Source organism: Neisseria uirgultaei (assembly GCF_962719845.1).
Taxonomy (GTDB): Bacteria; Pseudomonadota; Gammaproteobacteria; order Burkholderiales; family Neisseriaceae; genus Neisseria; species Neisseria bergeri.
The window spans coordinates 40,301-53,539 of record NZ_CAUIYF010000008.1; the positions used below are offsets into that span (position 1 = coordinate 40,301).

10 protein-coding genes are annotated in these 13,239 nt (G+C 53.8%); 8 read left to right on the plus strand and 2 right to left on the minus strand.

From position 1 onward, the window contains the following. Positions 1-29: 29 nt before the first annotated feature. Both Q9J32_RS06520 and lysS read left to right on the plus strand, forming a co-directional pair. A complete protein-coding gene (locus Q9J32_RS06520; protein ID WP_107820169.1) occupies positions 30-1,283 on the plus strand; it encodes an NRAMP family divalent metal transporter in 1,254 nt (417 codons plus the stop codon). Positions 1,284-1,437: 154 nt separating this feature from the next. Next, positions 1,438-2,949, plus strand: a complete 1,512-nt coding sequence (gene lysS / locus Q9J32_RS06525) for a lysine--tRNA ligase (RefSeq protein WP_301883228.1) — start codon at positions 1,438-1,440, stop codon at positions 2,947-2,949. Positions 2,950-3,021: 72 nt separating this feature from the next. Here lysS and Q9J32_RS06530 read toward each other — a convergent pair whose 3' ends face one another. Continuing rightward, on the minus strand, positions 3,022-4,260 hold the full coding sequence (locus Q9J32_RS06530; RefSeq protein ID WP_301883227.1) for an NAD(P)/FAD-dependent oxidoreductase: 1,239 nt from the start codon (positions 4,258-4,260) through the stop codon (positions 3,022-3,024). 177 nt (positions 4,261-4,437) lie between these two features. After that, positions 4,438-5,811 (minus strand): DEAD/DEAH box helicase, encoded by a 1,374-nt coding sequence (locus tag Q9J32_RS06535; protein WP_301883224.1) that lies wholly within the window; start codon positions 5,809-5,811, stop codon positions 4,438-4,440. Between the two features lie 365 nt (positions 5,812-6,176). Between Q9J32_RS06535 and dusB the strand changes: the two genes are divergently transcribed. From dusB to pepN, 6 genes are all read left to right on the plus strand, one after another. After that, positions 6,177-7,187 carry a tRNA dihydrouridine synthase DusB gene (gene dusB, locus Q9J32_RS06540; RefSeq protein WP_301883301.1) on the plus strand — a complete coding sequence of 337 codons (1,011 nt, stop codon included), beginning with the start codon at positions 6,177-6,179 and terminating at the stop codon, positions 7,185-7,187. A 29-nt stretch (positions 7,188-7,216) separates the two neighbouring features. Continuing rightward, positions 7,217-7,456: a Fis family transcriptional regulator gene (locus Q9J32_RS06545; RefSeq protein WP_002213092.1), complete on the plus strand. Its 240-nt coding sequence runs from the start codon at positions 7,217-7,219 to the stop codon at positions 7,454-7,456. A 2-nt stretch (positions 7,457-7,458) separates the two neighbouring features. Beyond that, on the plus strand, positions 7,459-7,995 hold the full coding sequence (gene ruvC, locus Q9J32_RS06550; RefSeq protein WP_301883222.1) for a crossover junction endodeoxyribonuclease RuvC: 537 nt from the start codon (positions 7,459-7,461) through the stop codon (positions 7,993-7,995). Between the two features lie 50 nt (positions 7,996-8,045). Then, positions 8,046-8,915 carry a lipid A biosynthesis lauroyl acyltransferase gene (locus Q9J32_RS06555; protein WP_301883219.1) on the plus strand — a complete coding sequence of 290 codons (870 nt, stop codon included), beginning with the start codon at positions 8,046-8,048 and terminating at the stop codon, positions 8,913-8,915. Between the two features lie 749 nt (positions 8,916-9,664). Further along, positions 9,665-10,459, plus strand: coding sequence for a 3'-5' exonuclease (locus Q9J32_RS06560; RefSeq protein WP_301883218.1), 795 nt, complete (start codon positions 9,665-9,667; stop codon positions 10,457-10,459). 130 nt (positions 10,460-10,589) lie between these two features. Beyond that, positions 10,590-13,193, plus strand: a complete 2,604-nt coding sequence (gene pepN / locus Q9J32_RS06565) for an aminopeptidase N (RefSeq protein ID WP_301883216.1) — start codon at positions 10,590-10,592, stop codon at positions 13,191-13,193. Positions 13,194-13,239: the final 46 nt, after the last annotated feature.

Genomic DNA, 13,239 nt, shown 5'->3' on the forward strand with positions numbered 1-13,239 from the left:
GAAACACAGTTAAAAATACGGAAGACTTTATGTCCGAACAACATATTTCGACTTGGAAAAGTAAAATCAATGCATTGGGTCCGGGTATTATGATGGCATCGGCGGCAGTCGGCGGTTCGCACCTGATTGCCTCCACACAGGCAGGTGCGCTTTACGGCTGGCAGCTCGCGTTGATTATCGTCCTGACCAACCTCTTCAAATACCCGTTTTTCCGCTTCAGCGCGCATTACACGCTGGATACGGGTAAAAGCCTGATTGAAGGTTATGCGGAGAAAAGCCGCATCTACCTGTGGGTCTTTTTGATTTTGTGTATTGCTGCCGCGACGATTAACGCGGGTGCGGTTGCCATCGTAACCGCCGCCATCGTTAAAATGGCGATTCCCTCGCTGACACTGGGTATCGGCGCAATCTCCGCGCTGATTATGGCATCCTGCCTGATTATCCTGGCGAGCGGACGCTACAAGGCTTTGGACAATGTTTCCAAAATCATCATCGTCAGCCTGACGGTTGCCACGGTTGCCGCCGCCGGTATCGCCATGTCGCGCGGTATGCAGATGAAACCCGATTTTATCGAGCCGACACCGTGGACGCTTGCCGGTTTGGGCTTCCTGATCGCGCTGATGGGCTGGATGCCTGCGCCGATTGAAATTTCCGCCATCAATTCTTTGTGGGTTACGGAGAAACAGCGTCTCCAACCTTCCTCTTATCATGACGGGATTTTTGATTTCAACGTCGGTTACATCACCAGTGCCGTGCTTGCCGTCGTCTTCCTTGCCCTGGGTGCGTACGTGCAATACGGCAACGGTGAAGAAGTGCAGATGGCGGGCGGCAAATATATCGGACAACTGATCAATATGTATGCGGTAACCATCGGCGACTGGTCGCGTCCGCTGGTGGCATTTATCGCGTTTGCCTGCATGTACGGTACGACGATTACCGTTGTTGATGGTTATGCACGCGCCATTGCGGAACCTGTGCGTCTGCTGCGCGGCAGTGAGAAAACCGGCAACGCCGAACTCTTTGCCTGGAATATTTGGGTGGCGGGCAGCGGTTTGGCGGTGATTTTCTGGTTTGACGGCGTAATGGCGAATCTGCTCAAATTTGCGATGATTGCCGCCTTTGTGTCCGCCCCCGTGTTCGCATGGCTCAACTACCGCCTCGTCAAAGGGGACAAACGCCACAGGCTTACCGCCGGTATGAACGCCCTTGCCATTGTCGGCCTGCTCTATCTGGCCGGGTTTGCCGTTTTGTTCCTGTTGAACCTTAGCGGACTTTTGGCATAGGTTTCAAAATCTGAATGCCGTCTGTAATATTTTCAGACGGCATTGCCCTTTCCTAGAAAAAAACACCGACATCGCGTAAAATATGCGCAAATTTTGTGATTCAATCAGGTCGTCTGAAACAGATTGCGCCTGATTTATTTTTCCGGAAAATACCATGAGCGAACAAAACCATCCGCAAACCGAGCCGCAGTTGGACGAAAACCAAATCATCGCCCTGCGCCGCGAAAAACTGCACAACATCCGCCAACAGCGCAACGCCTACCCTAACGATTTCAAACGCGACAGTTTTGCCGCCGACCTGCACACCCAATACGGTGAAATCAGCAAAGAAGAACTCGATCCACAAGCCGTTCCCGTCAAAATTGCCGGCCGCATGATGCTGAAGCGTCAAATGGGCAAGGCGAGTTTTGCCACCATTCAAGACGTGTCCGGACAAATCCAGCTTTATCTGAACAACAAAGGCGTGAGCCAAGAAATTTTGGACGACTTCAACCATTGGGATTTGGGCGACATCGTCGGCGCGGAAGGTACTTTGTTCAAAACCAACCACGGCGAATTGACCGTGCGCGTATCCGACATCCGCCTGCTGTCCAAATCCCTGCGTCCTCTGCCGGACAAACACAAAGGTTTGAGCGATCAGGAAACCAAATACCGTCAACGCTACGTCGATTTGATTGCCAACGGAGAATCGCGCAATACCTTCATCAAACGCAGCCAAATCATCCAATCCGTGCGTAATTTTATGGTGGGCGAGCATTATCTCGAAGTCGAAACCCCGATGATGCACCCGATTCCCGGCGGCGCGACGGCAAAACCCTTCGTTACCCACCACAATGCCTTAGATATTCCGCTTTATTTGCGTATCGCCCCCGAGCTGTATCTGAAACGCTTGGTGGTCGGCGGATTGGAGCGCGTGTTTGAAATCAACCGCAGCTTCCGCAACGAAGGCATGTCCGTGCGCCACAACCCCGAATTTACGATGATTGAATTTTACGAAGCCTTCTCCGACTACGAACGTATGATGCAGATGGCGGAAGACATCATCCGCAACGCATCGCGCACGGTCAACGGCACGGCAAACATCACTTACAACGGCAAAGAAGTCGATTTGGAAAGCCCGTTCGAGCGTTTGACCATCCTCGAAGCCATCAAAAAATACAATCCGCACTACACCGACGAGCAGTTGAACGATGCGGAATGGCTGAAAAAAGAAATCGTCAAACACGGCGAAAGCCTGCCGCCGTCCCCGGGCATCGGCAGCCTGCAACTCGCCCTGTTTGAAGGTTGCGCCGAGGGTAAACTGTGGAACCCGACCTTTATTGTCGATTACCCGGTCGAAGTTTCCCCGTTGGCGCGCGCTTCGGATACGAAACAAGGTCTGACCGAACGTTTCGAATTGTTCGTTGTCGGCCGCGAACTGGCAAACGGCTATTCCGAGTTGAACGACCCCGAAGACCAAGCTGAACGCTTCAAAGCGCAAGTGGCGCAAAAAGACGCGGGCGACGACGAAGCGATGCATTACGATGCCGACTACATCCGCGCGATGGAATTCGGTTTACCGCCGACCGGCGGTTGCGGTATCGGTATCGACCGCTTGGTCATGTTGCTGACTGATTCGCAAACCATCCGCGACGTGATTTTGTTTCCGCAGATGCGTCCCGAATAATCATAAAAACAGTTGAAATGGAAATGCCGTCTGAACCCGTTTGGATTCAGACGGCATTTTGTATGGCAGGATTTATTCGGTTTCCAACTGACCGACCCATTCTGACAAGGCAGTCAGGCGTTGTTCGGATTTCGCCACAAACGGGTTTTCGGTATCCCACGCGTAGCCTGCCAAAATCGAAGAAAGCATACGGCTGATTTCCGGGCTGCGGTCGGGCGCGTACACGACGTTTTGGAAGCGGAAATCGTACCAGCCGTCCACATAGGTGCGGAATGTGTCCACGCCGATCATCAAGGGTTCGGTAAACTTAGTATCCCAATCCGCCGTGCTGCCTTCAAGCTGCTTCGCCAATAAATCGGCAGCCAGTTTGGCGGAGTGCAGCGCGATGGTTACGCCCGACGAGAACACGGGGTCGAGGAACTCGGCGGCATTGCCCAACAGCGCGAAATGCCTGCCGTGCAGCGATTTGACGTTGGCGGAATAGCCTTGGATGGAGCGGAACGGAAAATCGTTTTCCCAAACGGCTTTGTCCAGAATTTCGTTCAGCATCGGGCATTCGTAAACAAATTTTTTCAACACCGTTTCCGATTCGCCGGCAAGTTTGTCGGGCGTGCCGACCACGCCGACGGAACAGCGGTTGTCGCCGAAGGGAATCAGCCAAATCCACACGTCGCGGTGTTGCGGGTGGGTGGTAATCAGGATTTTGTTGCGGTCGAATTTCGGGTGGGTAATGTTGTCGTCGATGTGCGTGAAATGCGCTTGGCGCGGCGGCAGGTGCGAGGGCGTTTCCAAATCCAGCAGGCGCGGCAGCACGCGTCCGTAACCGCTTGCGTCCAAGACGAATTTCGCGGTCAGTTCATAGCTCTCGCCCGTGTCGGTTTCCACGCTCAAACGGGCAAAATCGCCGCTATTGTCGAACGCGGTTACGCCGTGCCCGAAACGCACTTCAACGCCTTGTTTGGCGGCTTCTTCAATCAGGATTTTGTCGAACACGGTGCGGCGCACTTGGTAAACCGTGCCGGGGCCGTCTGAAAATTTATCGGTGAAATCGAATTCGGTATAACGGCTGCCCCACGAAAACGCCGCGCCGTTTTTCAACTGAAAGCCGGGCTCGGCGCGCACGGCATCGGCAAATCCGGCTTCTTCCAGCATTTCCATACAGTGCGGCAGCAGGCTTTCGCCGATGACGAAGCGTGGAAAGTGCTGTTTTTCCAACACGCAGACTTGATAACCTTTTTTGCGGAGCAGGGCGGATGCGACCGAGCCTGCCGGACCTGCGCCGATTACGGCGACATCGAATTGGGTGGACATTGGGAAATCCTGATGGTTGAGTGGAAAAGGAAATGATATTGTACAGGCAGCAAATGCCGTCTGAAACTGTTTGCGGAAGAAATTTATCCGGTGCGGGTGGTTGCGCCCAATGCGTCAGTCCGGTTTGAAAAATGCCGTCTGAAACGGAAATGTTCAGACGGCATTTGATTTTCAGGGTTATTTTACGCCGTAATGCGGTTGGAGCAGGGCGCACGTCCGGTGTCCCCGGCGGCTTCGGCGGCTGCGTCCGGCAATTTTCCCGCAGGCCGCGCCCGCATCGTTTGCCGTATTTTCCGGCCGGGTGTTTTTTTCGCGCTGCGCTTTGGCGGATTCGTAGCGGTTGCGCTGTTTCGGTTCGCTTGTGCCGGTTTTTTCCGGTTTTGCGCCGCCCTGTTCCCACCATTGCGGCTCGAAGCCTTCGATGCGTTCGATGAGCAGCTTGTTGCCGGTCAATTCTTTGATGGCCTCAAACATTTTCTGTTCGGATTCGTCCATCAGGGAAATCGCCACGCCGTCCGCACCGGCGCGCCCCGTACGCCCGATACGGTGGACGTAGTCTTCGGGCTGGGTGGGCATTTCGTAATTGATGACGAAGGGCAGTTCGGCAATATCCAGACCGCGTGCGGCGATGTCGGTGGCGACGAGGACGCGCAGGCTGCCGTCTTTGAAGGCGTTGAGTGTTTCGAGCCTACTTTGTTGGGAACGGTCGCCGTGTATCGCCTGTGCGGACAGGTTGCGGCGGATTAAATCACGCGTTACCTGGTCGACGCTCTGTTTGGTTTTGCAGAACACGATGACCTGGTTCATATGCAGATCGACAATCAGCCGTTCGAGCAGGTTGCGCTTCTGAATGGTATCGACGGCGATGATGTGTTGTTCGACGTTGGCGTTGGTGGTGTTTTGGGCGGCAACCTCGACGGTTTCGGGCGCATTCATGAAGTCTTGCGCCAGTTTGCGTATCGGTGCGGAGAAGGTGGCGGAAAAGAGCAGGGTTTGGCGTTGGCGGGGCAGCATCTGCATGATTTTGCGGATGTCGTCGATAAACCCCATATCCAGCATACGGTCGGCTTCGTCCAAAACGACGATTTCGACTTTGTTCAAACTGATGTTTTTTTGTTTGACGTGGTCGAGCAGCCGCCCGACGGTGGCGACGACAATTTCGCAGCCGGCGCGCAAATCGGCGGTCTGTTTGTCCATATTCATACCGCCGAACAAGACGGTGTGGCGAAGCGGCAGGTTTTTGATGTAGGACTGCACGTTTTGGTCGATTTGGTCGGCAAGTTCGCGCGTGGGGGTGAGGACGAGCATACGCACGGGGTGCATCGCGGGCGAGGTGCTGGCGGTGGCGTAACGTTTGAGGCGTTCGAGCGAGGGCAGCATAAAGGCGGCGGTTTTGCCCGTGCCGGTTTGGGCGGCGGCTAGTAAATCATGACCGGCGAGTGCTTTGGGAATGGCGGCGGCTTGGATGGGCGTAGGGTTTTCGTAACCTTGCGCGGTCAGTGCGGAAACGAGTTCCGTACCCAAACCTAAAGAGGAAAATGGATTACTCATAATTGTAGTCTTTCTTTCAGACCTTATGTCGTCTGAAACGGGAAACCGATAGGACGGGGAAATATAGTGGATTAACAAAAATCAGGACAAGGCGACGAAGCCGCAGACAGTACAGATAGTACGGAATCGATTCACTTGGTGCTTCAGCACCTTAGAGAATCGTTCTCTTTGAGCTAAGGCGAGGCAACGCCGTACTGGTTTTGTTAATCCACTATAAACTGCCCTCCTGTGAGTGGCGGGGCAGGGAATCTGTGTGCGGATTATGCCATAAAACGGTGCCCGCCCCAATCGCGGGCGCGTCCGGAGATTGGAAATCCTGCTTAAAAAATGTACAATGGCGCACTTTTTTGAAATGCAGGCCCATTATGCACATCGGCGGCTATTTTATCGACAATCCCATCGCACTTGCACCGATGGCGGGCATTACCGACAAACCCTTCCGCCGCCTCTGCCGCGATTTCGGCGCGGGTTGGGCGGTGTGCGAAATGCTGACCAGCGACCCGACGCTCAGAAATACCAAAAAGACCCTGCACCGCAGCGATTTTGCCGATGAAGGCGGCATCGTTGCCGTGCAGATTGCCGGCAGCGATCCGCAGCAGATGGCGGATGCGGCGTGCTACAACGTCGGACTCGGGGCGCAGGTTATCGACATCAACATGGGCTGTCCCGCTAAAAAAGTCTGCAATGTCCAAGCCGGTAGCGCGCTGATGCAGAACGAGCCGCTGGTTGCCGCCATTTTGGAAGCGGTGGTCAAGGCGGCGGGCGTTCCCGTTACCCTCAAAACCCGTTTGGGCTGGCACGACGACCACAAAAACCTGCCTGCCGTTGCCCGCATCGCCGAAGATTGCGGCATTGCCGCCCTTGCCGTCCACGGACGCACGCGCACGCAAATGTACAAAGGCGAAGCGGCTTACGACCTGATTGCCGAAACCAAATGCCGTCTGAACATCCCGGTTTGGGTTAACGGCGACATTACTTCGCCGCAAAAAGCCCAAGCCGTCCTCAAACAAACCGCCGCAGACGGCATCATGATAGGGCGCGGCGCGCAAGGTAGGCCGTGGTTCTTCCGCGATTTGAAACATTATGCCGAACATGGTGTTTTACCGCCTTCCTTGAGTTTGGCAGAATGCACCGCCACTATTTTGAACCACATCCGAGCCATGCACGCGTTTTACGGCGACACCGCCGGTGTGCGCATCGCACGCAAACACATAGGCTGGTACATCGGCGAGATGCCCGACGGCGAACAGGCGCGCCGCGACATCAACCGCTTGGACAGTGCGGCGGCGCAATACGACATGCTTGCAGGTTATCTTGAAAGACTTGCCGGAAAAACCGACCGTTGGGCGTGCGCCTACCGCCCAAATGCCTTCTGAACACTTGATTATCCTTTGAAAGCGCAATTATGCCCCATACCCTTCCCGATATTTCTCAATGTATCAGACAAAATTTAGAACAATATTTCAAAGACCTGAACGGAACCGAACCTTGCGGCGTGTACGATATGGTATTGCATCAGGTGGAAAAACCACTGCTGGTGTGTGTGATGGAGCAATGCGGCGGTAATCAGTCCAAAGCCTCCGTGATGCTGGGGCTGAACCGCAATACCTTGCGTAAGAAACTGATTCAACACGGTTTATTGTGAATATGTCGGCAACCGTCCGTATCTTAGGCATCGACCCGGGCAGCCGCGTAACGGGTTTCGGTGTCATTGATGTCAGGGGGCGCGATCATTTTTACGTCGCCTCCGGCTGCATCAAAACGCCTGCCGATGCCGCATTGGCAGACAGGATTGCCGTCATCGTCCGGCACATCGGCGAAGTCGTTGCCGTTTACAAGCCGCAGCAGGCGGCGGTGGAACAGGTGTTCGTCAACGTCAACCCTGCATCGACGCTGATGCTCGGTCAGGCTAGGGGCGCGGCATTGGCGGCATTGGTCAGCCATAAGCTGCCCGTTTCGGAATACACGGCCTTGCAGGTCAAACAAGCGGTAGTCGGCAAGGGTAAGGCAGCGAAAGAACAGGTGCAGCATATGGTGGTGCAGATGCTGGGGCTTTCGGGAACGCCGCAGGCGGATGCGGCGGACGGTCTTGCCGTCGCGCTGACCCACGCCTTGCGCAACCATGGGCTTGCGTCCAAACTTAATCCTTCAGGGATGCAGGTCAAGCGCGGAAGGTTTCAATAGTTTCAGACGGCATTTGTATTTTGCCATCTGAAAAGAAAATGTGTATCGAGATGAAATTTATATTTTTTGTACTGTATGTTTTGCAGTTTCTGCCGTTTGCGCTGTTGCACAAGATTGCCGACCTGACGGGTTCGCTTGCCTACCGTCTGGTCAAACCCCGCCGAAGGGTTGGGGAAATCAATTTGGCAAAATGTTTTCCCGAATGGAGTGAGGAAAAGCGTAAAACCGTGTTGAAACAGCATTTCAGGCACATGGCGAAACTGATGTTGGAATACGGCTTATATTGGTACGCGCCTGCCAAACGCCTGAAATCGCTGGTGCGCTACCGCAATAAGCATTATTTGGACGACGCGCTGGCGGCGGGGGAAAAAGTCATCATCCTGTACCCGCACTTTACCGCTTTTGAAATGGCGGTGTACGCGCTTAATCAGGATGTCCCGCTGATCAGTATGTATTCCCACCAAAAAAACAAGATATTGGACGAACAGATTTTGAAAGGCCGAAACCGCTATCACAACGTCTTCCTTATCGGGCGCACCGAAGGGCTGCGCGCCCTCGTCAAACAGTTCCGCAAAAGCAGCGCGCCGTTCCTGTATCTGCCCGATCAGGATTTCGGACGCAACGATTCGGTTTTTGTGGATTTTTTCGGCATTCAGACGGCAACGATTACTGGATTGAGCCGCATTGCCGCGCTTGGAAATGCAAAAGTGATACCCGCCATCCCCGTCCGCGAGGCGGACAATACGGTTACATTGCAATTCTATCCCGCTTGGAAATCCTTTCCGAGTGAAGACGCGCAAGCCGACGCGCAGCGTATGAACCGTTTTATCGAAGACAGGGTGCGCGAATATCCGGAACAATATTTCTGGCTGCACAAGCGTTTTAAAACCCGTCCGGAAGGCAGCCCCGATTTTTACTGACTACATAAAATTACAAAACAAATCAGGCGTTTCAAGTCGAAATTCCTGATTGTTTTTGGAAATTTGAAATACGGGTCGTGCAAACAGGATTTGCCGGACGGTTTTAACGGTTCAGTTGTTTGTAAAAACAACGCTTTTTAAAATTGACAAAAAACCAAAATCAGGTTTTAGGGCTTATTCCGCGAACAAAGGGGGCGGATGCCGAAAACCCGGTTAACATATTAAAATTAAATTTGTTTAAAAACATAAAGTTGTAAACAAGCATCTCATATAAGCCTTTTTCATTAAACAGATAGTCAGATATTTTGTGCTAAAAATTTATATAATATTTAAATTAATATCAAGTTATAAAAATATATAGAATTTTATTTTGTCTATTTATAATTTTAAGCAATAATCCAAATCAGGCATTTTGATTCCCCTGTTTTAAAAAATACTTGGCAAGGTGTGAAAAAAGGCGTACATTCCGCTACACAGAATTACAGACGCAGCGGAGCAATGCCGTCTGAAAGGATTTTCCGGTCAGTCTTGCGATTGGTCGGAGTTTCATCGGAAACGGTGAAACGAAAGTTTGCCGGCGTAGAGTTGAGCTACGCGGGTAAAGCCGCAGGCGAAAGCCTGTATTGTTTGTGAAGCGTAAATCTCTGATTTGAGGTATTGGGGCAATCCTGTGGGGGGTTGCCTCTTTTTTTATCCGCCTTTTAATGACACAATAGGCGCAAGTCCGTTTTTGAATGCAAGGTACTGCCATGAATACGATTTTGGCTTTCGATATTGAAACCGTACCCGATGTGCAGGGTATCCGTACGCTGTATGACTTGCCGTCTTCCCTGCCGGACGACGAAGTGGTGCTGTTCGCGCAGCAGAAACGCCGCGCCCAAACGGGCGGAGATTTTATGCAGCATCATCTTCATCAGGTTGTGGCGATTTCGTGCTGCATGCGTTGGGGGCAGGATAAAGTCCATGTCGGTACAATCGGCGAGATGGATGACGGCGAGGAAGTGGTCATTGCTAAATTTTTCGAGTTGATTGAAAAACATACGCCGCAACTGGTCAGTTGGAACGGCGGCGGTTTTGATCTGCCGGTTCTGCATTACCGCTCCCTGATATATGGCATCAACGCCGCGCGCTATTGGGATATGGGCGACGGCGATTTCGGCGACAGCCGCGATTTCAAATGGAACAACTACATCAGCCGTTACCACCAACGCCACTGCGATTTGATGGATTTGCTCGCGCTTTACCAGCCGAGGGCGAATGTGCCGCTGGACGATATGGCGAAACTGTGCGGTTTTCCGGGCAAGCTGGGTATGGACGGCAGCAAGGTGTGGGAGGCGTTCCACGCGGGCAGGCTGAAGGAAATCCGCAATTATTGCGAAACCGACGCGGCAAACACTTATCTGATGTACCTGCGTTTCTGCCTGGTCAGCGGCAGGCTGGACGCGGACGAATACGAAATGGAAATCAAGCGGATGCGGAATTACCTGTCCGCACAAGTCGTGGAAAAGCTGCATTGGGAAGAGTTTGTCCGCGCGTGGGAATAAAGATTGAATTCAAACCGCTTGTCCGGCGGCGCGCCCGTGCCGCCGTTGTGGCTTCAGACGGCATACGCGGGATGCGCCCATGCCGTCTGAAGCCTTTTCCAGTCAAACCAAACAATATTGAAAGAAAAAAATGAGCAAAACCGTCCGTTATCTGAAAGATTACCAAACGCCTGCCTACCGCATTCTTGAAACCGAACTGCATTTCGATATTGCCGAACCGCAAACCGTTGTGAAGTCGCGTTTGACGGTCGAGCCGCAGAGGGTGGAGGAGCCGCTGGTGTTGGACGGTTCGGCGAAACTCTTGTCCGTCAAAATCAACGGCGTGGCGGCAGATTATGTGTTGGAAGGCGAGACGCTGACGATTGCGGGCGTGCCGTCCGAACGCTTCACCGTTGAAGTGGAAACCGAAATTTTGCCGGCGGAGAACAAATCGCTGATGGGGCTGTATGCTTCCGGCGGCAATCTGTTTACCCAATGCGAGCCGGAAGGCTTCCGCAAAATCACGTTCTACATCGACCGTCCGGATGTGATGTCCAAATTCACGACCACCATTGTTGCGGACAAAAAACGCTATCCCGTTTTGCTTTCCAACGGCAACAAAATCGACGGCGGCGAGTTTTCAGACGGCCGCCATTGGGTGAAATGGGAAGATCCGTTTGCCAAACCGAGCTATCTGTTTGCTTTGGTCGCGGGTGACTTGGCGGTCACGGAAGATCGTTTCACCACCATGAGCGGCAGAAACGTCAAAATCGAGTTTTACACCACCGAAGCGGACAAGCCCAAGGTCGGCTTTGCTGTGGAATCGCTGAAAAACGCGATGAAGTGGGACGAAACGCGATTCGGTTTGGAATACGACTTGGATATTTTCATGGTTGTCGCCGTGGGCGATTTCAATATGGGCGCGATGGAAAACAAGGGTTTGAATATCTTTAACACCAAGTTCGTCCTTGCCGACAGCCGCACCGCCACCGATACCGATTTCGAAGGCATCGAATCCGTGGTCGGACACGAGTATTTCCACAACTGGACGGGCAACCGCGTAACCTGCCGCGACTGGTTCCAGCTTTCGCTGAAAGAAGGGTTGACCGTGTTCCGCGACCAAGAGTTTTCCGGCGACCGCGCCAGCCGCGCCGTGCGCCGCATTGAAAACATCCGCCTTTTGCGCCAGCACCAGTTCCCCGAAGACGCAGGCCCGACCGCGCATCCGGTGCGCCCCGCCAGCTATGAGGAGATGAACAATTTCTACACCATGACCGTTTATGAAAAAGGCGCGGAAGTGGTGCGGATGTATCACACCTTGCTCGGCGAAGAGGGCTTCCAAAAAGGCATGAAGCTCTATTTCCAACGCCACGACGGCCAGGCCGTTACCTGCGACGATTTCCGCGCGGCGATGGCGGACGCGAACGGCATCAATCTCGACCAGTTCGCCTTGTGGTACAGCCAGGCGGGCACGCCCGTTTTGGAAGCGGAAGGTCATCTGAAAAACAATGTTTTTGAGTTGACCATTAAACAAACCGTGCCGCCCACGCCTGATATGGCGGACAAGCAGCCGATGATGATTCCCGTCAAAATCGGGCTGCTGAACCGCAACGGCGAAGCGGTGGCATTTGATTATCAGGGCAAACGCGCGACCGAAGCCGTGTTGCTGCTGACCGAAGCCGAACAGACCTTCCCGCTCGAAGGCGTAACCGAAGCCGTCGTTCCCTCGCTGCTGCGCGGGTTCAGTGCGCCAGTGCATCTGAACTATCCGTACAGCGACGATGACCTGCTGCTCCTGCTTGCCCACGACAGCGACGCCTTCACGCGCTGGGAAGCCGCGCAAACGCTCTACCGCCGCGCCGTCGCCGCCAACCTTGCCGCGCTTTCAGACGGCGTCGAGTTGCCGAAACATGAAAAACTGCTTGCCGCCGTCGAAAAAGTCATTTCAGACGACCTCTTGGACAACGCCTTCAAAGCCCTGCTTTTGGGCGTTCCGTCTGAAGCCGAACTGTGGGACGGCACGGAAAACATCGACCCGTTGCGCTACCATCAGGCTCGCGAAGCCTTGTTGGATACACTTGCCGTCCACTTCCTGCCGAAATGGCACGAATTGAACCGTCAGGCGGCGAAGCAGGAAAACCAAAGCTACGAGTACAGCCCCGAAGCCGCCGGCTGGCGCACGCTGCGCAACGTCTGCCGCGCCTTCGTCCTGCGCGCCGACCCCGCGCACATTGAAACCGTTGCCGAGAAATATGGCGAAATGGCGCAAAACATGACCCACGAATGGGGCATCCTGTCCGCCGTCAACGGTAACGAAAGCGATACGCGCAACCGCCTGCTGGCGCAGTTTGCCGACAAGTTTTTAGACGACGCGCTGGTGATGGACAAATATTTTGCCCTCGTCGGCTCAAGCCGCCGCAGCGACACCCTGCAACAGGTTCAAACCGCCTTGCAGCATCCGAAATTCAGCCTCGAAAACCCCAACAAAGCCCGATCGCTCATCGGCAGCTTCAGCCGCAACGTCCCGCATTTTCACGCACAAGACGGCAGCGGCTACCGCTTCATCGCCGACAAAGTCATCGAAATCGACCGCTTTAACCCGCAGGTCGCCGCCCGCCTAGTGCAGGCGTTCAATCTCTGCAACAAGCTCGAACCGCACCGCAAAAACTTGGTGAAACAAGCATTGCAGCGCATTCGGGCGCAGGAAGGATTGTCGAAAGACGTAGGCGAAATCGTCGGCAAGATTTTGGATTAAGGCCGTCAAACAGAAAAACAATGCCGTCTGAAAGCCCTTGCGCTTT